The 25668-nt window shown below is 47.1% G+C and carries 28 protein-coding genes; 11 read left to right on the forward strand and 17 right to left on the reverse strand.

The genetic code is table 11. The features are described from left to right. Positions 1–30 precede the first annotated feature (30 nt). Together truD and NA59_RS12915 are read right to left on the reverse strand one after the other, a co-directional pair. Complete coding sequence (gene truD / locus NA59_RS12910; RefSeq protein ID WP_044413947.1) at positions 31–1047, reverse strand: tRNA pseudouridine(13) synthase TruD; 1017 nt, start codon at positions 1045–1047, stop codon at positions 31–33. A 70-nt stretch (positions 1048–1117) separates the two neighbouring features. Continuing rightward, a complete protein-coding gene (locus tag NA59_RS12915) occupies positions 1118–2068 on the reverse strand; it encodes a Tim44 domain-containing protein (protein WP_044413690.1) in 951 nt (316 codons plus the stop codon). A 334-nt stretch (positions 2069–2402) separates the two neighbouring features. On the opposite strand from NA59_RS12915, the gene NA59_RS12920 reads away from it, so the two are divergent. Then, entirely contained in the window at positions 2403–2849 is a 447-nt protein-coding gene (locus tag NA59_RS12920) for a hypothetical protein (protein ID WP_157792644.1), read from the forward strand. Further along, on the forward strand, positions 2842–3843 hold the full coding sequence (locus tag NA59_RS12925) for a PilZ domain-containing protein (RefSeq protein ID WP_044413695.1): 1002 nt from the start codon (positions 2842–2844) through the stop codon (positions 3841–3843). The genes NA59_RS12920 and NA59_RS12925 overlap by 8 nt, the downstream gene beginning before the upstream one ends. A 2-nt stretch (positions 3844–3845) precedes the next feature. Here the strand turns inward: NA59_RS12925 and NA59_RS12930 are convergent, their stop codons facing one another. The 7 genes from NA59_RS12930 to mnmC all read right to left on the reverse strand — a co-directional run bounded on the left by NA59_RS12930 (position 3846) and on the right by mnmC (position 9917). Beyond that, positions 3846–5189: a CAP domain-containing protein gene (locus NA59_RS12930; protein ID WP_157792645.1), complete on the reverse strand. Its 1344-nt coding sequence runs from the start codon at positions 5187–5189 to the stop codon at positions 3846–3848. Between the two features lie 27 nt (positions 5190–5216). Continuing rightward, positions 5217–6068, reverse strand: a complete 852-nt coding sequence (locus tag NA59_RS12935) for an RpnC/YadD family protein (protein ID WP_044413701.1) — start codon at positions 6066–6068, stop codon at positions 5217–5219. A 43-nt stretch (positions 6069–6111) separates the two neighbouring features. Continuing rightward, on the reverse strand, positions 6112–7284 hold the full coding sequence (locus NA59_RS12940; RefSeq protein ID WP_044413704.1) for an iron-containing alcohol dehydrogenase: 1173 nt from the start codon (positions 7282–7284) through the stop codon (positions 6112–6114). Between the two features lie 4 nt (positions 7285–7288). Beyond that, positions 7289–7861 (reverse strand): YfaZ family outer membrane protein, encoded by a 573-nt coding sequence (locus tag NA59_RS12945; protein ID WP_052501692.1) that lies wholly within the window; start codon positions 7859–7861, stop codon positions 7289–7291. Between the two features lie 22 nt (positions 7862–7883). Beyond that, complete coding sequence (locus NA59_RS12950; RefSeq protein WP_044413708.1) at positions 7884–8066, reverse strand: hypothetical protein; 183 nt, start codon at positions 8064–8066, stop codon at positions 7884–7886. 12 nt (positions 8067–8078) lie between these two features. After that, positions 8079–8579, reverse strand: a complete 501-nt coding sequence (locus NA59_RS12955) for a hypothetical protein (RefSeq protein ID WP_044413711.1) — start codon at positions 8577–8579, stop codon at positions 8079–8081. A 66-nt stretch (positions 8580–8645) separates the two neighbouring features. Continuing rightward, the gene (gene mnmC / locus NA59_RS12960) at positions 8646–9917 is read right to left on the reverse strand and encodes an FAD-dependent 5-carboxymethylaminomethyl-2-thiouridine(34) oxidoreductase MnmC1 (protein ID WP_052501693.1); all 1272 of its coding nucleotides are present in this window, start codon (positions 9915–9917) and stop codon (positions 8646–8648) included. Between the two features lie 112 nt (positions 9918–10029). On the opposite strand from mnmC, the gene NA59_RS12965 reads away from it, so the two are divergent. Together NA59_RS12965 and NA59_RS12970 are read left to right on the forward strand one after the other, a co-directional pair. After that, entirely contained in the window at positions 10030–10755 is a 726-nt protein-coding gene (locus NA59_RS12965; RefSeq protein ID WP_044413713.1) for a TIGR04219 family outer membrane beta-barrel protein, read from the forward strand. A gap of 9 nt (positions 10756–10764) precedes the next feature. Next, on the forward strand, positions 10765–12858 hold the full coding sequence (locus NA59_RS12970) for a GNAT family N-acetyltransferase (protein ID WP_044413715.1): 2094 nt from the start codon (positions 10765–10767) through the stop codon (positions 12856–12858). An 18-nt stretch (positions 12859–12876) separates the two neighbouring features. Here the strand turns inward: NA59_RS12970 and purU are convergent, their stop codons facing one another. Next, the gene (gene purU / locus NA59_RS12975; RefSeq protein ID WP_044413717.1) at positions 12877–13734 is read right to left on the reverse strand and encodes a formyltetrahydrofolate deformylase; all 858 of its coding nucleotides are present in this window, start codon (positions 13732–13734) and stop codon (positions 12877–12879) included. 107 nt (positions 13735–13841) lie between these two features. On the opposite strand from purU, the gene xthA reads away from it, so the two are divergent. Both xthA and NA59_RS12985 read left to right on the forward strand, forming a co-directional pair. Then, positions 13842–14666 (forward strand): exodeoxyribonuclease III, encoded by an 825-nt coding sequence (xthA, locus tag NA59_RS12980; protein WP_044413720.1) that lies wholly within the window; start codon positions 13842–13844, stop codon positions 14664–14666. 29 nt (positions 14667–14695) lie between these two features. Further along, positions 14696–15376, forward strand: a complete 681-nt coding sequence (locus NA59_RS12985) for a ferredoxin reductase domain-containing protein (RefSeq protein ID WP_083945089.1) — start codon at positions 14696–14698, stop codon at positions 15374–15376. Positions 15377–15437: 61 nt separating this feature from the next. Here the strand turns inward: NA59_RS12985 and NA59_RS12990 are convergent, their stop codons facing one another. From NA59_RS12990 to NA59_RS13015, 6 genes are read right to left on the reverse strand one after another with little or no spacing between them, the layout of a single operon-like run. Next, positions 15438–15632, reverse strand: coding sequence for a hypothetical protein (locus NA59_RS12990; protein ID WP_044413723.1), 195 nt, complete (start codon positions 15630–15632; stop codon positions 15438–15440). A gap of 27 nt (positions 15633–15659) precedes the next feature. After that, positions 15660–15941, reverse strand: coding sequence for a hypothetical protein (locus NA59_RS12995; RefSeq protein ID WP_044413725.1), 282 nt, complete (start codon positions 15939–15941; stop codon positions 15660–15662). An 11-nt stretch (positions 15942–15952) separates the two neighbouring features. Then, positions 15953–16453 carry an RNase A-like domain-containing protein gene (locus tag NA59_RS13000; protein WP_044413728.1) on the reverse strand — a complete coding sequence of 167 codons (501 nt, stop codon included), beginning with the start codon at positions 16451–16453 and terminating at the stop codon, positions 15953–15955. 34 nt (positions 16454–16487) lie between these two features. Continuing rightward, positions 16488–17180 (reverse strand): sulfite exporter TauE/SafE family protein, encoded by a 693-nt coding sequence (locus NA59_RS13005; protein ID WP_044413731.1) that lies wholly within the window; start codon positions 17178–17180, stop codon positions 16488–16490. After that, positions 17180–18688 carry a YifB family Mg chelatase-like AAA ATPase gene (locus tag NA59_RS13010; protein WP_044413735.1) on the reverse strand — a complete coding sequence of 503 codons (1509 nt, stop codon included), beginning with the start codon at positions 18686–18688 and terminating at the stop codon, positions 17180–17182. Before NA59_RS13010 ends, NA59_RS13005 begins: the two co-directional genes overlap by 1 nt. A 2-nt stretch (positions 18689–18690) precedes the next feature. Next, positions 18691–18942, reverse strand: coding sequence for an accessory factor UbiK family protein (locus NA59_RS13015; RefSeq protein WP_044413738.1), 252 nt, complete (start codon positions 18940–18942; stop codon positions 18691–18693). A gap of 79 nt (positions 18943–19021) precedes the next feature. Here NA59_RS13015 and NA59_RS13020 point away from each other — a divergent pair, with 79 nt between their 5' ends. Next, entirely contained in the window at positions 19022–20182 is a 1161-nt protein-coding gene (locus tag NA59_RS13020; protein WP_044413741.1) for a glycerate kinase, read from the forward strand. A 49-nt stretch (positions 20183–20231) separates the two neighbouring features. Here NA59_RS13020 and NA59_RS13025 read toward each other — a convergent pair whose 3' ends face one another. Continuing rightward, the gene (locus NA59_RS13025) at positions 20232–21326 is read right to left on the reverse strand and encodes a TRAP transporter substrate-binding protein (protein ID WP_052501694.1); all 1095 of its coding nucleotides are present in this window, start codon (positions 21324–21326) and stop codon (positions 20232–20234) included. 285 nt (positions 21327–21611) lie between these two features. On the opposite strand from NA59_RS13025, the gene NA59_RS13030 reads away from it, so the two are divergent. From NA59_RS13030 to NA59_RS13045, 4 genes are all read left to right on the forward strand, one after another. Beyond that, positions 21612–22325, forward strand: coding sequence for a DUF3581 family protein (locus tag NA59_RS13030; protein ID WP_044413744.1), 714 nt, complete (start codon positions 21612–21614; stop codon positions 22323–22325). Between the two features lie 137 nt (positions 22326–22462). Next, complete coding sequence (locus NA59_RS13035; protein ID WP_044413748.1) at positions 22463–23224, forward strand: hypothetical protein; 762 nt, start codon at positions 22463–22465, stop codon at positions 23222–23224. Positions 23225–23516: 292 nt separating this feature from the next. Next, entirely contained in the window at positions 23517–23876 is a 360-nt protein-coding gene (locus NA59_RS13040; RefSeq protein ID WP_044413750.1) for a hypothetical protein, read from the forward strand. A 1-nt stretch (position 23877) separates the two neighbouring features. After that, complete coding sequence (locus tag NA59_RS13045; protein ID WP_044413753.1) at positions 23878–25644, forward strand: lipoprotein N-acyltransferase Lnb domain-containing protein; 1767 nt, start codon at positions 23878–23880, stop codon at positions 25642–25644. Positions 25645–25668: the final 24 nt, after the last annotated feature.

The raw sequence follows: 25668 nt of genomic DNA on the forward strand, positions 1-25668 counted from the left end.
CATTCGCACGGTATAATAATGCCACACTTCCTAACTATTTGCACTCTCTCTTATCACGGCTGTGGCGTAGGATCCAGGACGCAAGCCAAAGCGAATTTGAATGGCATCCTTTGCCACCCATTCCCAACACATTGCCTGAGGTAAAACCCGTGTTGCACGGCGGTCTTGTTTTAAACCCATTTCCGCTAAGGCACTCAACCAGGCCTGGTTAGGATGAAGCACAGATTGTTCTAGCTGTTGTGTGTGATGCTGACTCGGTAGGTCGCCTGCGCCCACCATCGCGGCGGTGGGGTGAATATCTAATTCGATCACGCGCTGCGCCAGGTCGGCGGAACCGTCATCGACAAACCATTTATCTGAGCCTTCGAGCTGAAACACATCACCTGCCAATGCACTATTCCAACAACCTTGTTCGACTCTTTTTGCGACAATTAGGTTAAACAAATATGAACGAGCGGCGGAGATATAGAGGCTGCGCTGAGCGGGTTTAAGTCGTGTCAACTCGCCATCAAACAAACGCTGCGCCATCACTAGGTTGTTTTCGTTGCGGCCAAAACGTTGCACGCCAAAATAATTGGGCACCCCTTGTTGTTGAATTTGTTTGAGGCGAGTTTCAAGTTCGTCCTTATCACCGCTTATCTCGCGTAAGGTAAGGATAAAACGATTGCCACTGAGCCCACCGGTTTGCAGCTTGCGCTGATGGCGGGTGGTTTTGAGAATGCGCATTGAATCAAACTTGAAACTTTGAAGATCAGGATCAGCCTTGCCGGGTAAATACAAGCTAAACCATTGACGTGTCACAGCGTGGCGATCTTTTAAACCCGCATAGCCAATATCACGCAGCTTTATCCCTGCCCATTTGGCCAGTTGCTGCGCGACCCAGTCAGTGTTTTCGCCGTCTTTTTCAAGCCACAGCCACAGGTGCTCACCTTCACCACTAAGCTCAAACGCAATCTGCTCTTCTACTATAAAATCTTGGTTTTGGCTTTTGAGTTTGGCGCTGATATTCGGTTTGCCATAGGCATAAGGAAGGCGAGTGCAATGCATGATTTTTTTCCAAAAAAAAGGCCCGGTTTGCAACCAGGCCTGGTTATAAAAAACGAGCGATTTTAAAATCTTAAGCTTGCTGTTGAATACCGGCAATTAACCAATTGCCTTCGCCAGCCGCTAGACGACGGATATGCCAAATTTCGTTAAACGCGTGTGACTCGGCATCACGCTCTTCTTTAATAAAACCACTGAAACGGATGCTGACAATAAAATAGTCGCCTTCAAAAGACTGGTCAGCTAACTCACTGTAAAGTGTGTCGATTTCGGTGTGGTTTTCCCCTGGCACCATATCGTGCATCAGTGTTTGTATCTCCGCGAATAGTTCAGGCGTGCAGTAGCTTTCAATCTCACTCGCATCCGCCTGACCCCATGCTTTTTGCACCGCCACAAAATGTTGTTTCGCGCCTTCCACAAAGGTGTCGGCATTAAACCAGCTGGGCGATTCGACATTATGCAAAGCATTAATGCCTAGCCCTGAACCAATAATTGAGCCACCGCTGTTTGGGTTGTAGCTGGGTTGTGGTTGTGGTGAGAAATCTTGTTCGGGTGCTTGGCGATAAGCGTTAGATTCGTTTGAATCCATCGGCTGGCGAACAGCACCTGCGGGTTGCATCGACCCTTGTCCGGCTTGGCGGCTACGGAAATGCCTGAATAACATAAACGCACCCAATGCCAACAAACCAAACAGGAGAATGTCCATGAACTGCAAGCCATCAAAACCATCACCAAACAACATCGCCGCTAATAGGCCGCCCGCCGCTAAACCGGCCAATGGACCTAACCAGCGTGATGCACCGGATGCCGCCGGTGCCGCTTGCTGCCCAGGTGCGGCTTGTTGTTGCTGTGCTGGCTGTTGACGCTGAGCGGGTTGCTGGCGCTGTTGGGAGGGCATAGAATGCTGTTTACCAAAGCTGCCACCACCCCCAAAACGCTTGGCTTCAGCAGGCTGTGGCATTAATAACGCAAACGTCAGCATAAAAGCGCTGAACGAAAGTAAAAGAGTTTTTACTGATTTCATTGTGGGATCTCCATGTTAATGAACACTGTGATTGTAGCGATAAAATTGTTTTATAACAACTAGGGGACTGTCGGACTAAAGCCAATCGGCTGCAAAAAAGCTGGATTTGGCCATTTTTTGCTCACTTCCTCGTCAAATAGCTCGCTATTCTCCTCGGAATTGAATAAAAACTGACTCAATCGAAGAAAGCGAAGCTAAACCAGACTTTTTTCGCTTCGACCGGTTTAGTCCGACAGGCTCCTAGGCCTAGCCACACTTTCAAATTTAATGCATCTGGGCTATAGTTAACTTTTAAGGTTTGCGTACTCGTGCGGATTTTTATTTTAGGAGTTGATTGCAAGATATGCCTGGTACCCATTATGACAATGACCATAGCTTTATTGAAGCACTGCCTTTTGACTACAAAAACAGGGCTTATTTAATCATTCGCTCTGATTCTTTAGAACAAATGCTCATTAATTTCAATAGCGAGGATTCGCCGGTTTTTGATGATCTACATAAGGATACGCGTGATGTTAACTTAATTAAACGAACCATTAGCGCATGCTTGGTTGCGAAAATATCCTCATTTGAGCCCACGCTATTTATTAATGAACAACAATATAAATTCTTGATGTCCACTCTACTTTATCACTTGCAATTTTTACTGGCTTTAAATAACAAACAATACCCTACCCTCTCAAGTCTTTACCCCTTTTTAAAAATAAAACATGAGCACACTTATCAATGGATTCTAAAAATAAAGGCTATTTTCGAGAAGAAGGAAGTGCACTTTGATTAGACCACGCCGATTTAACTCTCGCCGCTTTTACCGCTATGAAGGCGAGTTCCGTCATCACTTTATTCGCATCGGCAACCACGAAACAAAAGACGATTTACCGGGTGACATCTACAGCTCAGGGATTCAACATTTTACCCGCATCATGAATGAGCGACTGGATAAGGTCTCAAGAGTTTATACAAAAAATCTTGAGGAATCATTGCTTGAAAAACACCCTGATGCGTTTGAAATGTTCATGACAATTTTGACAAATATTGAGGCATTACGTGATTTATTAAATAAGATTTCACTGGGCAAGATTCGGATGAGCGAGTCGATACGTTTCATTCAAGACATATTAAACACCCCAATTAACTATGAGGTTTTACGCGCAAATGCAAGGACGTCTGCAATTGTAGGCAACTTTGAAGAAAAAATTACACAACTACTCAATGCCGTATTGACGCTGCTTAAAAAATCAACACCTCATGAAATCTATCAAGGCGGATTTTTAGAAAAGCTACAAATTGACCACGACATCCGTGGCTACATTGACAAGCTAAAAACCAAAGAGGTCAAGTTTCTGCGCGCGCTGGTCAGTCTGTACCACTATATTGCCCTGCTGGAAAAAATTTACAACCACATTGCCAACTCTAGCTTCATCATCGTTTTTCCAGAGTACTGGGAGGAAAACTATGTCAACATTAGCTGTGGTGGCATTGGGATTTACACCGATTACCTAGTTAAGAAGAACGATATACTTGAAGTATTTTTACGCTTCAACATCTCAACCGATCCGCGGCATGAGTTTTATGAAATTATTCATCAGCGCGCTAAAGTCTTAAGGGTAGAAGAAAACAAGGCGCGTGGCCAGTATCTACTCGCGTGCCAGTTTATGCTTTGTCCAAGAAAAACCATGGACCTGATTAGTAACTCAATACAAGCCAAAGAAGTCATCCACGCTTACAATGCGGTCGAACTTATTGGCTCTGATATGGACTTTACTTCTAGCTAATCTTAATCCTCTAAAATAATGGTCATTTGGCGGGTAAAGGTTTGACCGCCCTGCTGCTGGGTAAAGGTTAACGTAACCTCGTTAAAGTCAACGTCAGGCATGGTGACGCGGTAAGTTTGCGAATCAATCGCTACCATGTCGACTTGTGGGGTCTGCTGCCCTTTAAAGAAACTCACATTATGTCCATAGTTTGTTTTGGTAACAGCACAGTTTTCTGGCGGTACATAGATATAAAAGGTTTCGCCGTTTTTGCGGGTTTGGCTGACGCTGCTGGTTTCCAAACGATAGGGCGTTTGCGCTAGGTTCGGGGTGCTAAATGACCACTGCCAGGTGTTTGTCACGCCACCGTATTGATAATCGAGTTTGGCGGTGTAGGTCTCGCCCCATTCAAGGCGCTGCTCAGGGAAGGCGGCGAACCACTTTTTGGTGTCGGTCTTCCAATTATTTGCATTAGGATCAGGTTGTGTTGTCTCATTCGACAGTATTCTAACCAAGGGTTGCGCTTGCCCCTGACTGTCTTTGAGCACAAAGCTGTCGGTTAATAAGGTGTAGTCCTCCAGATAGGCTGGGTTAATTTGCACCGATACGGGGTTACCCGATACCGAACACTCTGGCAATGGGTCAGGGTCTTCTTCGTAGAAAACGGGCGGTACAATCATCCCCGGTGCTGGCCAAACTACAAATTCATTGCTTTTCGCTCGGACATTCGCTAAGGCTAGATTATAACTCTCCACCGATACTCGATTAGTATTCGGGCAGGTGTAATATGAGCCAGATGTGATGGTTTCACCGGCTGTGCATAGGATTTCTAATGCCATCAAACCTGATTTAGTAGTGAGCACACCCCATACCGAATCATTTTCTTTATCGGGCACCGGCTGCACTTTAAAGCCAAAGCCGATTTCATCACGGTCAAAATCTAACAAACTCATGCGATGATAAATCGCGGTCATTAAGTCGTCGATCAGTTCGTTAGCAGTGTCTTTATTATAACTAATATTTTCCGATACCGCCCAACTGTCATAATCAGCGGCTTTAGCTCTATCACTAGGTTTTGCGCCAGTAAACCAACGCGAGGTGGTGCGGGTTTGATCGTGACCCATGACATTTTCATTGAGCTGATAATCAGTATGCCCCATCGCCGCCGTCGCTAACACGCTGTTTTCAGTGTAATGGGTTAAACCGGCATAACCCCGCAAACTATTGAGATAATCCAATGGCGTGGTGGTAATCGGGTTATAAGAATCTATCGAGTTATCCAATACCGGATCGTTAGAGGAATCAGAATTACACGCAACTAAAAACAGCGCGCCCAATACAATAATAAATATCTTAAACCTATTCACCCGGCTCTCCCAATGCATTACGCACGCTTAGCTATTTTGCATAATATAGGCTTTTAGGCCTTCGAGCGGCACATCCAGCTGTTCCGCCGCCTGCTCAACAGTCAGGTTCCAGTTTTTCATCGCCTTAACAGCCGTTTTGTACTGTCCTTCCTGACGCCCTTCCTGACGCCCTTCTTGACGCCCTTCTTGACGGCCTTTTTCAATACCCCGTTCTACGCCGATCATGTAGCTTGGGAATTTTTCTATAGGGAAATCTCTTAACATATTCTCTACCTCTTTGAGTGTCTGTTCTAAATGTCGGTTTTCGGATAGTTTTTCGAGCATCAGCATGTAGCGCCCAAGCCCTGCTTCATCTTCTCCCGTAAGATGATTAAGTCGCTGAACAATATAACTGAGCACTTCACGCTCATCACGCCCTTTAAAATCACAAAGGATACTAAGCACCAATGCATCCGGTGTATCGAGATTTAACAGGGTTTCGCAGTCTATGTCATGCATATCGATAATTTTGTAATGGTATTCAAGCTTTGTGTCTTCAGTATGCTGATTTATTTGGTTTTTCATCCGCAATTTAGCTTTGCCAATGTAGATCAGATATTGATGAATAGGAAGCTTAGGGTATGTCATTTGAATATCCATTCGATAACGTAGCATGCGATACTGCATCTGCGGCTGGTTATCGTTTTGGATTTCTATATGAAGTAGCGATTCTTGGTCTTTAATTTTGCAACGCACAACCGTATCGGCATCGCGCAACTCAATGCGATGCAACTCTTGTTGTACAAACTCACAGTCGGTAATGGGCAACTTTAACAAATAAAGTGCAATGTCCTCTGTAATCGCTTGGATGATTTCTTTGCTAATAATATCTTTTTTCATAATGCCATATTAGCATAACTAAACACCGAATAGTGTGCGGTGTTTATCTACCCAGCGATTCAAATAAGGCACCTAATAGGTCTTGGTCTGACAGGACCACGGGGTTGCCTAACATGCTACCCGCGCGACATTGGTCTATTACTGGCCCTAAATTGGTTTTTGTCAAACCAAAATCCGCCAGACCTTGCGGCACATACTGTTGCACAAGATGGTCAATATGACTGATTAATGCATTCGCTTCAGACTTGCCCGTCAGCAAGGCCGCAACCTGCTTGTATTTTGCCAGCGTTTTTTGGGCATGAGCCGCATCTGAATCCGGCAAGGCTTGAATGTTCATTCGTGTTATCGGCGCAAGCAAGCGGGCGCAGACTAATCCGTGTGGCGCTTCAAAGTAGGCACCAACCGGGCCGGCCAGCCCATGCACCGCCCCTAAGCCGGCATTCGCCAGTGTCATGCCTGAAAAACTTGCCGCCAACATCAGTCGGCTATAACCTTGTTGCTGACGCGCTTGATCGTCTGACTCCAGCAGCGCAAACGCACCATTAAATAGCTGAATGCCTTGCCATGCGAGCGCATCGGTCATCGGATTGGCTTTCAGGGTGACATAAGATTCAAGCAATTGGGTAAAGGCATCCATCGCGGTTGGATAAAGCACCGATTTTGGGCAAGAAACTAACAGCGAGGGATCCAACCAGGCCTGGTTGGCGAGCAGTCGGTCATCACGAAAAGATTTTTTGAATTCACCATGACGCGATATCACCGCGTTTTTAGTGGTTTCTGAACCTGTTCCCGCTGTAGTAGGTATCGCCCAAAAGGGCACGGGCTGAGTTTGCAGTTTGCGCCCGCAGCCCACACCTTCGAGGTAATCCACTACGGAATGACGCTCAGGTAATAGGCCCGCTATCGCTTTAGCGGCATCCAATACACTGCCGCCGCCAAAACCAATCACCAGCTCAATATCTTGTGGTGCTTCCTTAACAATCTGATCGATCAGGTCGGGTGAAGGTTCACCTTGCACCACACAGCGCAGGACGTTGCGCTGCGCTAATACCTTTGCTAATCGTGAGTCAACATAGTGTTGGTTCACATAGCCGCTAGACACCAGCAAAATGGATTGCTGGCTCGCCGCCAGGATCGCATCAGAAAGTTTAGTTTGCGTGACTTGCCAACCAAATTCAATCGCCGGCATTTGAGCAAAGTTAAATGGAGGTATCATGTGTTTAAAAACTCAACTCAATGCCAATGTGTACACCCTTGTCAAAATGAATATCAGAAACATTCTCCATTTTGATTTTTAACTGGCGATAACCAACATATCCAGTCATGCTACGCATCAATCGAGCACTATAGCGCAAATCTAACTCTACAAGTGAGTCACCATCACCCGTTGTAAGGACTTTAGGACTATATAGATAACCGGCGGTTATCGCGGTCGGAATCGTCGTGGGCATCCAGTAACTAGCCTGTATACCCAGTAACACACCAAGTGCATCAATGCCTGAATCCATTGTCAGATAGGCTAGTTTGGCTTTAATTCCAATATCGGTATTAGGGTCTAACAGACCTTTACCTTTATAAAGCACACTCGCATCTAGCGCGTAATTTTTATCATCATCAAACTGAAAACCTGCATCTAGCCGATAAATATCTCGCACCCACTCCGTTTCGGTAAAAAGGCTTAACTTTGCCGTTTCATCAGCCAACTGCAACCCAAACCCAGGACGCTCGGCAATCGCATACCCCGAGAACAACCCGGCTAACCCAAAGGTACAAACTTGTACTAGCTTTTTCATTGCTTCCCCTTTTATTATTTTGCTATTTTTTATGTGATTCAATAAACTGTTTTATGGAATCACCCTTTTCACCCAAGTCTTCAACCGTCTGCTCGGTAGTGGATAGGGCTTTAGAAGCCCAATCACGTGCACTAAACCAATCAAACATAATCGCAGATGCAACAAACGCGATCAACAAGCCGATAAACATAATGCGTCCGATCATTTTCATCCCTTTTTAAAAGCGCTGGATACGCTGCATTTTTTCAATTTTATTTTCGGCTTGCCAAACAGGTATCGCTTGACCTACCGCACTCAACTGCCAGCGCAGCGCATACAGGCTTCTGCGCTCGCTGTCGGTTTGGGTTAACTGACGTGTAATACGCAGGGTCATCACAAAATCAGCCGCTGAGTCCTTTTCCACCAGCATAACTTGTTTGCTTGCCAACAAAGCTTGCTGCAGACTACGCTGCGCTGCCACCAAATCGATCGCTTCTTGCGTTTGATTATCAATAGGCTGCACATAAATGGCTGGCAAACGATGATGTTGTGTTACAAAATCCCTGTGCCAAGGATACACCCACATATCCTCGACCAAGGGCGGCGTTATTTGGTCAAAATCATGCCGCTCCAAACCCGGTGCCTCATCAAAACCGGTTTGAGGACTTAAAGGCACCACTGTTTTTTGCGCACATCCGACTAGCAAAATCAGCGCTGCAATTGAAAAAAGCCACTTCATACCCTACTCTCCTCATTGGTTAATCATCAGGTTAAATTATCGGCTTATGTGTTAAAAACTTGAGTACTAGCCGCGCTGCCAATGGCGAACAGCAAAACGGGCGGGATGGCTCGCCGCATAGAGTTTAGCGCTCAAGGGCGGCGGCTTGCCCACTAGCTGAGCGCTAATGAGCTCGGCGGCTAAAAACACCGACATCAAGCCACGCGCACCGTGACCATTGCTAACATATAAACCCGGCTGATAAACCACGGGTGGAAAACGATACGGCGTGTGACTGGACGACGCAGAAAAATACTGCCTCATCATCCAATCAAAATCGGGCTGCGCACCGATAATTGGCAAATGATCTGGCGTGGTAGGGCGAAAACTCACGCGCCCCAGCGCCCCTTTAGTCGTTGAACACAACCAATCTGGCAAACTGGCTTGCACCATGGCTCTGTTTTGTTGATCGGCTTGTTCGGATGATTCAGGCGACAAGTCCGGTGCCTCAAAGGTAGCACCGGTGACCGCATAGCCCTTTGGGGCGGGGGCGGAGTACCCCTGATGGGCGACCGCACACTTTAAAACCCAGGCCTGGTGCTCAGGCTTAAGCGATGTAACTTGGCCTTTTACAGGACGAATCGGCAAACTAAACACCTCATTTAACCCGGAAATGGCGCCGGTTGCCACGACCAGCACATCCGCCTGCCAGCCACGATTTGGGGTACTTATCAACCAGGCCTGGTTGCGCTTATCGTACTCGGCGGCCAAAACCGGACAGGCATACTTAACACTTACCCCCGAGTGGGCTAAACAATATTTTACAATGGAGGGCGGATTCAGCCAGCCCGCATTGGGAAAAAACAAGCCTGATTGCGCCGTCTTCCCGCCTAGTTTTTGACTCGCTTGCGCGGCATCACACCAGTGTGCCAGTCCACTCAAATGCGCAACACGCTGGACGGCTTGCTGCATCCGCTGCCGATTTTTTTCATCCACCGCCAAATGCATTAGACCGGATAGCTCACCGCTTATCTGACCCGTTGCAAGCCGAGGCTGAACAAAAGCCAAGCTCGCCTGCAAGCCTTGTGCATACCATTGACTGCGCAGATTCCAATCGGCTGTCACCAGAGGATGCAATGCGCCCGCCAGATTGCCCGACGCCCCTTGAGCCATGCTATGGGCTTGCTCCAACACCTGCACCTGCAAGCCGAGCTGGGCAAGCTGATAAGCAGCGCTCGCCCCGGCCAAGCCCGCACCAATAACTATCGCGGTTTTGGGTTCGCGCCCGGTTTGCTGAAAAAATGACGCCGGCGGTTCGTACCAAGGTGTTTTCGATTTGTACCATTGTGTTTGTTGCAAAATAACCACGCTTTAAAAAGAATAAGTGTAACGGACTTATTTTAACTCGGTTTGCATAGGGTTTAGGTTAAAATAATAGCTATTATAAATTAAACACATTGGTCAAATAAAAATGAAAAAAACAGCATACGGACTCATTGCTTTACTCACTGCAGGTTCAGCACATGCTGAGCTTTTAGGTGCCGGTGTTGGTGGCGGTATTTGGCATTCTGGACCCACTGGCACTGTTACCACATCAGGGTCAACATTTAACCTTGAAAAGGATGCCGGATTAAGCGCAAAAAACAACAACTATTTGTGGGCGTACTTTAATCATCCGCTACCATTGGTGCCAAACTTTCGTGCCGAATTTACGTCAACATCGACCACTGGTACAGGAACCGTATCCAGTTTTTCAGGCACAACACTATCGGGTAAAACGCAAACCAACTTAGATTTAGACCAAACGGATTTCCTTCTTTACTGGGGCTTGCCTTTACCCTTTATCCGTTTTAACTATGGTTTTGGTGCCAAGGATTTTAAAGGGGAGTTATCTGTCAAATCAGATACGGCTTCACCCACACCATCAAACCTCAACGCTACCCTACCCGTTGGCTATCTGGGCGCGGATTTTAGCTTGCCTATGCTACCCCTAACGCTCAGCGCCAACACCAAAACCCTTGGCTCGCGTTTTAACGATACGAGCTTTAAAGCGCGTTATGACATTATCGGATTTGGCTTAAAACTCGGTGCCGAAGCGGGTTATCGCACAATTAACCTGGATTCAAGCGACCTATCTAATCTTAATGTCGACTTAAGCTACGGCGGTGTGTTTGCGGGCGTCACGCTGGTTTTCTAATTTCGTTTGATGCCGTTTCTACAGGCGATCCAACAACTCAAAGCTCACCTGCTTGCCGCGCGCCACCGTCATTGTGTGGTGTTGAGCGGCGAGATGGATTGGCGGCTTTTACAACTTCGTCTAGCTGAACCGCAATCTGGCGTTTGGCTAGGCGAAACCAGCCTGATTGACAAGCTTAACCCCCTCGCCCCCAATCAACTGCGCCACCAGCTAGGTCAAGAAATCCCTTGCGCCGTATTTTGTGCCGAAGACGGCATAGAGGCCGATGCCCTAGGCATTATCAGCGGCATGATTCAAGCAGGTGGTATTTTATGGATTTTAATCCCGCCCGTTCAACAATGGCTAACACAGCCCAATCCCGCTGATGCACGTTTTTTAAGCTATCCTCACTCGCTCAGTGCCACTAAACGGAGATTTAATCAGCTACTCTACACCACCCTGAAAACCCATGCCATTTGGTTTGAACAGCATCAAGCGGCTCCCAAAACCCCTCGCCCATTAACATGCCAAACAACCGAGCTCAATGAATTAAACGCTGAACTAAGCACTGAACTAAGCGCCGACCAACAAACCGGCTTGGATGCGATAATGCATGTCGGTTTTGGCCACGCCAAACGCCCGCTATTAATCGAAGCCGACCGTGGACGGGGCAAAACCAGCTTGCTGGGGGAAGCCGCGGTACAGTTGTTATTACAAGGCAAGCAACAGATTGTCATCACGGCCTCACGTTTAGATCAGGTTTTGAGCGCTTTTCGACACGCCGAAAACCGTTTAAAAACAGCAAATATAACCGCCAAAACACAACCAGGCCTGGTTGAGTTTGAGGCTAAAAAATTTGAATTTCGCGCGCCCGATGATTTGGCATTCAATAGCGACAACACGCCCTTTGATGTATTGATGATTGACGAGGCCGCCCACTTACCGGTAGCCTTGTTACAACAACTCGTCACGCGCTATCCTCGTGTTGTGCTTTCCACCACCCTGCATGGGTATGAAGGTTCAGGGCGCGGCTTTAGCCTAAAGTTTAAACCCTTTTTAGACCAGCAATTTAAAACATGGCATCGCGTTTCACTGCAACAACCGATTCGCTGGAATGATCAGGATCCCCTTGAGGCAATGATTAACCAAGCGCTCTTGTTGGATGCGGATATTGACCCGCTAGAAATCCATTCCACAGAAAAACGCACTATTAAGCAACTCGACCTGCTCAACCTTACCCCTGACCAACTTAAACCGATTTTTGGCTTATTAGTGCAAGCGCATTACCAAACCTCACCCGCGGACCTTCAGCAGTATCTGAGCGCACCGGATTTGTATTTGTACGTTGCCTATCAAGGCCAAGCCTGCGTGGGCGTACTGCTCATCACCCGCGAAGGTGCACTCCATGGCATTCCACGTCAACGGCGGGTAAAGGGACACCTCGTGCCCCAGCTGCTGCGCCAGGTGAGTGGTGAGGAGACACTCATGAGCCTCAAGGCGGAGCGCGTGATGCGCTTAGCGGTTCACCCAGACTGTCAGCGCCAAGGGTTCGGCACACAGCTTATTCAGAATTGGCTTGCCAGCTCGCAAGCGGATTATGCCTGCGCTAGTTTTGGGGTCAGCCAAGACCTATACCCTTTTTGGCGCAAGCTGGGCTTTCATTCGGCACATCTAGGTGCCAAACGCGACAAAGCCAGTGGCACGCACAATCTGATTATGCTCAAACCGCTGAAAATCGTCCTAGCGCTTGATTCTGTGTATAAGATTTATCAACAACAACTGCCACACAGTTTGATGGAGTTTATAACTGAATTACCACCAGGCCTGGTTGTTGATTTGCTAGCGGAATCCCCTGAAACTAACTTACCAGCATTCAATTTCCAGCATTATCTCGATGGAACCCAGCCTTATGAAGCCATTAGCCATCAGCTCTGGGATTGGACGCGAGCGCATGCCCAACAGATGCAACGATGGCCAGCCGAACAACAGGCGGTATGGCTAGATAAAGTATTGCGCAAACAAGACTGGCAACAGGTTGCGCGTGCACACAAATTAGCGGGAAGAAAAGGCGTGGAGTCGCTCTTAAAACAGGCATTGGCGCAAGCCATCGGTGGATGCGCGTAGCTTATCCACCGACTAAATTTAACTGCTAAACACCACGGTTTTATTGCCATGAATAATCACCCTATCCTCGAGGTGATAACGCAGACCCCGTGCTAAGGCCGTTTTCTCCACGTCGCGACCTTGACGACGCATTTCTTCAATTGAATGCGCATGGCTGACACGAATCACGTCCTGATCGATAATCGGCCCCGCATCTAATTCCTCCGTCACATAATGACAAGTGGCACCAATCAGCTTGACTCCGCGCTCATACGCCTGATGATAGGGTTTTGCGCCGACAAATGACGGCAAAAAACTATGATGAATATTGATTACCCGCCCGGCATAATCGGCACACATTTGCGGTGGCAAAATCTGCATATAACGCGCTAGCACCACCAGGTCTGCTTGATAGTGTTGCACTAAACGCTCGGCTTCGGCAAAGGCTTGGGGCTTGGTATCGGGCGTAACAGGCACATGGTGAAAAGGAATGTTATACCACTCAACCATTGAGCGTAAATCCTGATGATTCGCAATTACACAGACAATCTCACCCGGCAAATCTTTTTCATGCCATCGATACATCAAATCCGCCAAACAATGGGATTCTTTCGATGCAAACAATGCAATGCGTTTAGGTTGATCAGAATCGGTCATAAACCAAGTCATGTTAAATTGATTGGCAATCGGTGCAAATTTGGTTTTAAAATCCTCCATACCCAGCGGCAAAGAGTTGGCTAAAATCTCATGGCGCATAAAAAACCAGCCATTGCCCGCATCGGTATGATGATTCGCTTCAACAATCGTGCCGCCCTGCTCGGCGATAAAACTCGCCACCCTTGCCACAATACCTACCTGATCGGGGCAGGACATCACCAAACGATAAACTCGACTCATTTTAGGTTTCCAATTTGACAAAAAACACTATCATACCAAATCCAAAAAGCATCATGGCCAGCCTGTGCTATACTTTTGGGTTTAAATCACAAAATTAAACCAAAACCATGATTAGAATTGTCTCATTCAATGTAAACAGCGTGCGCATGCGCCCCCATCAACTTGAAGCACTGGTTCAAAACCATCAGCCCGACATCATTGGCTTGCAAGAAACCAAAGTGCAAGACCATGAGTTTCCCATCGAGATGATCGAAAAGCTGGGTTACAAGGTTGAGTTTTTTGGCCAAAAAACCCACTATGGCGTCGCCATGCTCTACAAGCCCGAACTCGAACTACTCAGCCTGCAAAAAGGTTGGAAAACCGATGATGACAGCGCACAGCGTCGAATAATTATGGCGGACTTCAAAACCCCCAGTGGCGAGATGCTAAGGGTGTTAAACGGCTACTTTCCGCAAGGTGAACAACGCGATCATCCGGTGAAATTCCCCGCCAAAATGGCGTTTTATCAAGATTTAATGACTTATTTAGCGCAGGATTGCTCGCCCGAGCAAAATCTGGTTGTGATGGGTGATTTTAATATCTCGCCGCAAGACATCGATATCGGCATCGGGGAAGCCAACCGTTTACGTTGGCTTAAAACTGGCAAAACCAGCTTTTTACCGGAAGAGCGCGAAGTCTGGCAACGCCTAATCGATTGGGGCTTTAAAGACACCTATCGCTGCCTTTATCCTGAAGACAACAGCCGCTTTAGCTGGTTTGATTATCGCTCAAAAGGTTTCGAAGACACCCCAAAACGTGGGCTACGCATTGACACCCTGCTTGCGAGTGCGCCGCTCGCGGAAAAAGTCATCGGTTCGGATATTGGCTATGACATACGCGGCATGGAAAAGCCTTCAGACCATGCCCCTGTTTGGTCTGACTTTGACATTTAAATCACTATAACCATAAAGAAACCTATAACATGAATACTGAAGAACGCTTAAGTCATCGTTTAGTTGATTTCGAACCCCTAGCGAGTCAAATCAAACGCTTTTGGTTACAACCTGAGCAGCCCTTTGCCTACCAGGCCGGTGACTATATCATGCTGGGTTTTAATACAGAGGATCTAAAACCCTTCTCGATTGCCAATGCGCCGCGCGAAGATGGCCTGCTAGAATTACACATTCGCAATGAACAAGGCAGCGATTGGATGAAGACGTTATTTGCACTTGAAAAAGGTGCCACACTCTATTCCAGCCCTGCCAAGCCACAAATGCAGCTACAGCCTGAAAAACCGCTTAACCTGTTTATAGCCGGCGGCACCGGACTTGCGCCGATGAAGGCTTTGTTAGAAGCCCGGCTTGCAGCAGGCATCAGCCAACCCACAAAACTCTACATGGGTGCACGTCATGTCGAAGAGCTGTATCTTGACGCCACACTGCGTGAGCTGGCCGAATCAACTCCGCTACTCGACTATATTCCGGTGGTTTCAGAAGATGAAGCTTATCAAGGATTGCAGGGATTAGTGCATCAGGTTGCCCTAAGACAATGCGCCGATTTATCGCAAACCCATGTTTACGTCTGCGGCGCCTGGGCAATGGTCAAAAAAGCAGAAGAAGAGTTTATTGCGGCTGGCCTTAACAAGCATAGCTTTACCCACTAACCCGAACATTTTAATATCCGGGGTTATATGGGATTCGACTAAATACAACAGCGCGGGACTTCTACAGCAAAAACACGCCTATCAATACCAGCACGACACCATAGATAGCTAGCATCCAAGCATGGGCTTTAAACCAAGCCATGACGGTGCGACCAATTTCAGCAGGTGTGTATTGAAAAAAGGAGATCACCACCATCGCCAGCGCAACAACTATTAATGCCGCGGGCACAATGAGCAAGAGTTGGTAGAGAGTCATAAACGTACCTGTTCCAGTTTATTGATTCTAATTGATTGAGTTTAATTGATTAAAGAGATTTTGCAACCAGGCCTGGTTGGCGTGCGGTGCTCCCGCAAGCTTGGCGGCTTGTTGGTAAAAGGCTTGATTTTCTGATTGAATAAGTTGTGTTAACTGGGTTTTGACCCGTGCCACGGCATGCGGATTTTCCGCAACAAACTGCGCGATAGCCGCTTGTTCACCGTCTTCTTCAATCGCCAAATAGGCCGCTAACAGGCTGTGCAATTCAGGCCAAGCATGCAAAAAATCAATCTGTTGTTGCCAATCCATCGACCCAACCCCTATTCATCAGGCTGTGGAAACGCGGTCAGCACATAAAAACCATCGCCCTTGCGCACCAACACAACCCGCACCACTGCTCTATCTGGCACATCTTGCGCCTCTAAGCGCTCCTGCCACATCTCACGAGTTAAATAACGACCATGGGTGGGCACACGGGCAAAAAAAGCTTGGCGCGCTAGATCGCCTCGCCACCAGTCAGCGACTTCTTTACGTTGCATATTGAGCACCGCATTAATCGAGGCTTCAGCCACTTCGTAGCTACTAAAAGTCGATACCGTGCCTAAACGCAAATTACGGTCTAAGCGTTCAGAGAGATAATTGTCGTCCTTGGCGACGTGACGTGCAATCGTATGGCCGCCCGCGTCTTCATGTTGTTGTAAATTGACCTGAATCGGCTGACGCACATCGCCCAAACCGCTGCTATCTGGCTTAGGCGCACAGCCTGCCACCAAGGTTAACAATCCTAACCAAACTAACCACACGCTCAACCGTTTTTTCACCCTTACATCCTTTTATTGAGTTTTCATTAAATATTTATTGAATATTAATCGTCACAGCCTGATAAATTTGCCACACACCCATCAGCATCACCGTCACACCGGCAAAGCCTTTAACCCAGGGATTGCGCGCCCAACGGGTAAAGTAAAACGCAAACACCCCCATCAGCAACAAATTAGGCAGCGTACCCAAACCAAAAGCCAACATCACCAGTGCGCCTTGGGTCATAGAAGCCGCGCTAAATGCCATAATCAACACACTATACACCAACCCGCAAGGCAACCAGCCCCACACCATGCCATACAGCCAGGCCTGGGGCAGTGTTTTAACCGGGGTGAGTTTTTGGGTATAGGGTTGCAGACGTTTCCACAAACCACCACCCAGCCGCTCTACCGCCACCACACCGGTCCACCAGCCAGCCAGATAAAAACCAAGCGCGATCATAAACAACCCAGCAAACACCTGTAGCCCTTGTTGAAACGGCAAAAAGGGCACCAAACTACTCAGTGACGCGGCGAGTAGACCTATCAACGCGCCCACCAATACGTAGCTGCTGATGCGCCCTAAATTATAAGCCAACTGATAGGGCAACATCCGCCATTGGCTAAGCTGATGCCGTGGTGATAAACTAAAGGTCAGCGTTCCCACCACGCCACCGCACATCCCCAAACAATGTACGCCACCCAGCAGCCCTACCACAAAGGCCGTGATAAATAGCGATTCAAACATTACTTCAACCCTTGGCGCTCAAGGCTACGATAGCCCAGCGCCTCGGCTAAATGGGCGTTGGTGATAGAAGATTGATTTGCCATATCCGCCAGCGTTCGCGCCAGCCGCAAAATTTTATGGTACGAGCGCGCAGACAGATTCAAACGCGCAATCGCCTGCTTAAGAAAATCTTGGCTTGCTTGGTTCAGTGGCACATAGGTTTCCAACTGTGTAACGCTTAAATCGGCATTTAGACACCCTTGGCGCGCGATCTGGCGCTCGCGGGTAAGGCTCACTCGCTCACGCACCTGTGCGGAGGTTTCAGCCTCTGGATCCACCGGTGCGCTCAGCTGATCCACCTCAACCGCGGGAACTTGCAGGTGCAGATCAATCCGATCAAGAATAGGACCTGAAATTTTTCGCTGATAACGCGCAATTTGATCCGGGCTATCGGTACAACGGGGGTCATCGGCAAAAAATCCACTCGGCGATGGATTGAAGGCACCCACAAACAGACTGTGACAAGGATAACTCACAAACTGCTTCACCCGCGCAATATGCACCTGCTTGGTTTCCAGCGGCTCACGCAAAGCCTCAATCACATCACGTTTAAATTCGGGCATTTCATCAAAAAATATCAAACCATGATGGCTTAATGACAAGGCGCCAGGTTTTGGGTTTTGACCGCCGCCAATCACCGCTGAAGCGGACGAGGTGTGATGCGGGGCGCGATAGGGACGCTGGAAAAACTGTTCGGCGACCAGCGGTTCGCCGACAATGGAGCGCAAGGCGGCACTCTCAATCGCCTCCTGCTCATTCATCGCCGGTAACAAGGTGACCAGCCGCTGCGCTAACATGCTTTTGCCCGAACCTGGTGGGCCGACCATCAAGACAGAATGGTGACCGCTCGCCGCAATTTCCAGCACTCGCTTGGCTTGGGCTTGTCCTCGCACATCCGCGATATCAAATGGATAGCTTAAATTCACCTCCTGACGTACAGGCGGACGCGCAAGCGGTGTTTGTTGCACCAGATACTGACAAACCTCCAGCAGATGCTGAGCACCGAAAATCGTCGCATCGGATAACAGCGAAGCTTCAACCAGGCCTGGTTGCGGAATCACCGCTATTTGTTGTTGTGCTTTGGCCTTAATCAGCGCAGGCAACAACCCATTAACACGGCGCAATTCGCCATTCAGTCCCAGCTCACCATAAAACTCATGCCCGGCCAGCGCTTGAGCAGGCAATTGTTGGGTCGCGACCAATACCGCCAGCGCAATCGCCAAATCAAACCGACTGCCCACCTTCGGTAAATCCGCCGGCGCAAGGTTAATCGTAATGCGCTTAGGGGGTAACTCAAAGCCGCTATTTAACAACGCACTGCGCACGCGGTCTTTGCTTTCCTTTACGGCGGTTTCAGGCAGGCCTACAATCGAGAGGCTTGGCAAGCCATTGGATGCATGCACCTCAACCTGCACCAACGGCGCATCCATGCCCACCAGCGCCCGACACTGAACACAAGCAAAACTCAAAACTAGGCGTCCTTGTTATCCGCTTCCCAGTCGGCGACACGCTTTTCGAGCGCTTCGAGCTTGGCGCGTGTCTTAGCGAGCACTGCGGTCTGGGTATCAAATTCCTCACGTGTTACACTGCCCATATCCTGAAGTGCGCGTGCTAGCGTCGCCTTAACTTGGCTCTTTAACGCTTCCGGTGCCTCACCGATTTGCGGTGGAATCACCTCTAATACCTTCCGCGCCAAACCTTCTAATTGCTGTGGGTTAAACATTCGACTAAACCTTGCATTTATTTAATGAGGTTTTATTATAACCTGGATACAGAAGTTAACCCTTTAAATTGGAGTTGCCATGCAGATTTTAATTGCCCCTGATAGTTTTAAAGGCTCGATTAGCGCGGTTGATTTTTGTCAGATTGCCGCCCGCCTGATTTCAACTCATTGGCCTGAAGTCCGGGTGATTCAACGTCCGTTGTCGGATGGCGGCGAAGGCTTTGTGGATGCATTTGTCTATGCAGGTTTGGCAGAGCGGGTTAGCGTGGAAACACTCGACCCCTTAGGACGCCCGATACAAGCCGACTTCGCTTGGCAACCGTCCACCAAAACCGCAATAATTGAAATGGCGCAGGCATCCGGCTTGCCTTTACTCACGCGAGATGAACGTGATCCACTCAATACCAGCAGCTTTGGTACAGGTCTGGTGATTCAGGCGGCCATCAATCTGGGTGCGCAACACATTATTTTAGGCTTAGGCGGCAGTGCCACCAACGATGGCGGCGTCGGCGCCCTTCAAGCCTTGGGCGTTGAGTTGCTCGATAACCAAGGCAATCCAATTCCACCTATAGGCGCAGGCCTGGTTGAACTGGAACGCATCGCCCACATTCCGCCCCATTTACATCAGATTAGCTGGCAACTCGCCTGTGACGTTACTAATCCACTGCTCGGTGAACAAGGAGCGACGACGGTATTTGGCCCGCAAAAAGGCGTGAATGCCAATAACTTTAGTCAACTGGAAAACGGCTTGGCACAATTTGCGCGCGTCATCGAAAAGGATTTAGCTTGCCGAATAGCCGACTTACCTGGTGCGGGGGCGGCGGGCGGCATGGCGGGTGGATTTATCGGCGTATTGAACGCCCAAACGCAAAGCGGTTTTGATATATTGGCGAAGGCGAGCGCACTTGAGGCGTTGTTTGAGCCAACGCTTGAGCCATCACTTGAGCTGATAAATGATCAACGCATCGATCTCGTCATCACCGGCGAAGGGCGGCTCGATGCGCAAACCCGAATGGGCAAACTGCCGATGCGCGTGGCACAGATGGCACAACAACATGGCGTACCAACACTCGGCATTTGTGGTCAACTCGCGATCAACCCCGCCGAACTGCCCGAATTCATCGCGCTCTTTAGCCTAGTTCAAGGCATCGTCGACGAACAAACTGCGATGCAACACACCCCCCAATGGCTAGAAAACACCCTCTATAGTGCCCTGCGCTTGTTTCGACACCCGAAATGACACCTAATTTACACACAAGCCACAGTCAATAATGCCCGCGAGCCGCCTGTCACAAGCGGCGCAAATCTAAAAAGGCTTGTAAGGATTGGGCTGTCCAAGGGGCGACCTGATCACGGAAAGCTTTTTGCGATGCCCAGACTTTTTTTGCCAGCGGATCACGCGCCGCCGCCGCTTCCACCACCTCGGCGCTAGCTTGTTTGAGCTGGAGCAATACATCTTGTGGGAAGGTTCGTAACTGTACATTATGCTGGTTGATTAGTGTATTCAGGGCTTGTTGGTTGCGAGCCGTGTATTCTGAGAGCATAGTTAAGTTTGCCACTTTCATGGCGTTACGCACAATCGATTGCAAATCAGGCGTGAGCTGGTTAAACGCCTTTTCATTAATCATGCACTCTAATGCCGAGCCAGGTTCTTGCCAACCGGGGGTATAGTAATACTTGGCCACACGATGAAAACCAAATGCCAAATCATTGTAGGGCCCGACAAACTCAACCGCATCAATCAAACCGGTTTGCATCGCTTGAAACAATTCACTGCCCGGCAAATTAATGGGCACAGCACCGACTTTTTCATAGACTTCTGCCCCCAGGCCTGGCATGCGGATTTTTAAGCCACGTAAATCCGCTAGGCTGTTGATTTCTCGATTAAACCAGCCGCCCATCTGGGTGCCGGTATTGCCCGCGGCGTTTGGAATTAAGCCAAAGGGTTTGTAAGCCTCCTCCCAAAGCGCCATGCCTCCGCCATAATAAAGCCAACTGTTCATCTCCTCAGCAGTTAACCCCATCGGCACGACCGTAAAAAAGTCAGCACTCGGCAACTTACCTTTCCAATAGTAAGCGGTTGCATGGCCTAATTCTGCCTGTCCCTGTGATACCGCATCAAATACTTCAAACGGCCCAACCAACTCACCCGCACCGAATACACTGATCTTAATCCGCCCGCCAGACATTTGCTCAATCAGTTGCGCTAAGTCATTGGCGCCCGTGCCGAGTCCAGGGAAGTTTTTCGGCCATGCGGTGACCATTTTCCAGTTGAATACGGTTTCGCGGTCAAGGGTTACGCCCTCATCACAATGGGATTGGCATCCCGCCAACCCTGCCGCGCCGAGTGCAGCTAAACCGGCCAACAACTTACGTCTTTGCATTTCTTTACCTCTCTTACGCTTAATTTGACCTCATTATAACCCGGATATTTCATAAACTTCACGCGCCCTCGCTTGTCTATTGATTTCCCAGTACTTTTTTCTCAGTCGGCTGTATGAATAACTACAGCGCTCCTTCGAAAAAAAGCACTGGTAAACCAATATCCTGCGCGATCATCACGCGAATTTATAAAACATCCGGGTTAAAACAGACTGGTTAAGAGTCTGGCAGATTTATCGCGCTTAAAGTATGATATTGGGCTTTCCATTAGATTGAATTATTTAACCATGTATCTTAATGACTTTTACACAGAACAAAACAAGACTATTATCGTCAGCCCAGCGCAAGCCAGCCGCTTTGCCAAAGAGGTTGCCGATGACTTTAACCCGCTCCACAATCCGGAATCCAAACGCTTTTGCGTACCTGGCGACTTACTCTTTGCGCTGAGCTTACACAAACTAGGTTTAGCCCAGTCCATGCGCTTCAACTATACCGGCATGGTCGGCAAGGACCTGCCTTTAGTCTTTCCATCGGAAATGGGTGATCGCATGACGATTCAAGATCAAAATGAAAAAGTGTATCTTGAAATCGAAAAAAAGGGTGAAATCAGTCAAGATCAGGCGCTCATCGAAGCCTTTTCAAAGGCGTATGTTGCGTTTTCTGGACACAGCTTCCCACATCTTTTGGTGCCGCTAATGGAGCAAAACAATGTGATGATCAACCCTGAGAAGCCAATGGTCATTTATGACAGCATGCTAGTTGAGTTTTCAGACTTAAATGCCCATCATCCAATATTAAAGCTCACTGAAACGACATTAGAAATGAATGGTAAACGTGGTCAAGTCAAAATTGCTTTTGACACCTATGACGGCGACAGAAAAATAGGCCATGGTTATAAAACCATGCTTTTAAGCGGTTTACGCGACTACGAACAAGAAGCCATCGACGACCTCATCAAACAATACGAAAATGCCAAACTAGCCTATCGCCAGACCGCTTGAACCCGGTAAAACGGGAAATTACTATTTTTTCAAGAGGCGCGTTTGCTCTGCGCCTTTCGCTATTGTTGACCTAGGAGCCTGTCGGACTAAACCGGTCGAAGCGAAAAATGAATATAACTTTACCAAAGGATACAGGTATGAATAACACACCTCCGCTAAACCTTACCTGCTTATCAATGCCCATTAAATCCCTCTTTACAGGCTTCATTCTTGTTGTAGGGCTGGGTTTAATGATGGCGGGGGCACAAATTCTGTTTTCTCACGGCATGGCGGATGGCAAACCGGGTTTGTCTATTGATGACATTGTCTATAGCTATCATGGCAACCGAACGGGGTCAACACTTGAAGCGAAATTACACGGTTCCATGAAGGATATGGCACCTAATGAACAAAAACGGGTCTTAATTAAATGGGCACGGGATGGTGCTCCACAGGAGCAGTGGGCGCCAACTATTCAGCCCATTACCCAGCAATATTGTGTGGCTTGTCACTCGACGATGCCGGGGTTAGCCGACTTCAACAAACTAAGTGAAATGCAGCGTATTGCTGAAGTGGACACGGGTAAGGCCTTATCAACGCTAACAAGACTTTCTCATATTCACTTGTTCGGCATCGCATTTATCTTCTTTTTTGTCGGTTTAATCTTCTCACTGTCGGTGGGGTCTAAGCCCTGGGTTAAAGGCTTGATTATTTTCATACCGTTTGCCTTCTTAATCATTGATATCGCTGCTTGGTGGCTAACAAAAGTTTCACCTAGCTTTGCTTGGTTCGTGATGATTGGTGGGATAGGTTATAGTGTCGCCGCCGCAATTATGCTATTTACCTCGCTCTATCAAATGTGGATCATGCCTTGGCGCGGTCAAGTCTCTGATCAAAACACCTGGTTTTCAGAAGAATGAATCACTTCAAAATAACAGGTCTTGTCAGTGAACACGAGTCAGACCTCATTAATCGCCTGTGTGTGATGTGATCAAAAGTGCCGACTAAGATAATAAATTAACCACTTAACCTATGAGCAAAAGAAAACCATCACCCAATGCGAGGTATTATCCAAGTGGTTTTAAACATACTAAAGTCTGGAAAATTTCTACGCAAAAATTAAGCGTAAAAACAGATTGACTTACACCATCGTGCCAATAATAATACTCACCTCAATTTGAGAAATTAAACTAATTTATAGGATCATATACAATGAAAAGAGTACTAATTGCAAGTGCAGTAGCTTCAATTATGGCGTTATCAGGCTGTGCTACCATTTTAAACGATGACAATCATAAAGCTAACATCCAAACATCGGATGGTCAAAAGGCTGTGTTAAATGTTGATGGCAAGCGATTTGAGGCACCTGGCGTTGTTGAACTACCTCGTAAAAAAGAGGGTGTAACTATCAGCTCTGTAGACAATCGTTGTAATGACACCAATGTAAACTCTAAAGTTGATACAAAGTTTTTCGTTAACATTTTAAGTGGTGGCGCTTTTGGATCTACCACAGACTATGCGACCGATAAAATGTGGACTTACGACGATACTATCGTTGTACAGTGTAGATAATATGCCAAAAAAAGTGGTCTTGTTTTTTTTGACCACTTTTTTTTATTTTTTCTCAATTATTGCCCAAGCAAATGATGATAACTTGTGGTCATTCCTGCTTCACTACAAAAACAACACATTTAACATTGATGATCCTAACTTTTATGTTAAAGGTATCCCCAGCTCTTTAAGCGAAGAAAGGCAGAGAACTCTAACCCTTTTGTCAGAGATAACTCCTGAATCAAAATCGTTTGTGTGTCAATTCCCCGCCAGATTTAAGTTTATAAAAAACCATCATCCTCTAATAAAAAACGCATGGCATGACTACCCCTTACAGACTTGTAGCGACTATGCCACCTACAATGCAAGAGTGCCCGTAGACAACATCTATTTAGTATTTGCCGCTGAAAACATATCCTCACCTACAAGCATGATGGGGCATGTTTTTATAAGACTTGAAGGTGAAAATGCTAACTCCGACCCACTCAACCATGCCTTTTCGTATTTTGCTATCATAAACTCATTTAACCCACTTCTTTTAGTCACTGAGAGCTTAATAACGGGACAAGAAGGAAGGTTCAGTTTAATGCCATATCATGAAGCGCTTTTTAATTACACAGAGCGCGAAGGACGGTCTGTATGGGAGTACCAACTAGATGCAAGTGAAGAAACAAAACAACTGATTAAAGATCATTTGTTTGAACTTAAGGATATCCGACCTAGCTACTACTTTACCAAGTATAATTGTGCCACCGTTTTATATGACATCATTACCTTAATAGAACCTGAATTAAACTCAAAAAGAAATGAGCATAAATGGATTACTCCTAGGGATTTAGTGAAAGATATTATTGAACTTGACGTCATTAAATCTAAAACCATTTACATTAATCCCATTCAAGGAATGAAATGGCTTAAATGGGAAGTAAGCAATGAGGTTAAAACTTTAAGACCTGAGCATTTTCTAGAAGAACGCGCTTATTTAAAATCTCTAGCTGAAAAGTCCATCTACAACCACCTCTACATAAACTATTTAAATGACTACTATTTTTCAAAAAACGAAATAAGCAAACAAACACTGGAACAGGTCAAAGCTGAAATACCAAGGCTAGACGACCATTTTCATTCATATCAGACTTCACCAGAAAAAGCACCAAATGACAGTCAATATAGCTTAGGCGTCAAAAAAATAAATAATACAAACTCTTTAAACCTATCTATTCTTCCAGCCTCTCATAAGATAATGGATAGTTCAGCAGCATTTTTTACAGAGAACGCGCTTGAGCTTGGAGAGATTGAACTAGCCTTATATGAAAATGATGTAAAACTAGAGCAATTAACACTCTACACCGTTAAAAACATAAACTCAGTTGACCCGCATGCTCATAACCTTAGCTGGGGTTGGGGCGCACATTTTGACCGAAACAACCCTACAAACTTAGAACGCACACTCGGTTTGAACTTGGAATTTGGCATAGGAAAAAGCATTGATTTACAAAAAAACCTTTTGATTTACAATCTGAATTACTTGGGAGCTAGAGCGGATTTTAAAAGTCAGCTACCCTTTTTTAGACTTGAAGTAGGAAGCATATATAATTTGAGCAATATATTTAAAGTTCATCTTGAAGGGCATAGAAACTGGACCAATGGTTACAGCAGTACAGAAAAAAAACTATTAATCAGCTATGGTAATAGCGCCAAGGCAAGATTTGTTGGCTCGGCAGGAAGAAAAGGAGTTAATGACAAATTTGAAACAACCATTGAATTGAAGCTTGTGAATTATTTTTAGATCCGACTGGCAGCAAACTGCCTA

The organism is Thiomicrospira microaerophila, assembly GCF_000934765.1.
Taxonomy (GTDB): Bacteria; Pseudomonadota; Gammaproteobacteria; order Thiomicrospirales; family Thiomicrospiraceae; genus Thiomicrospira; species Thiomicrospira microaerophila.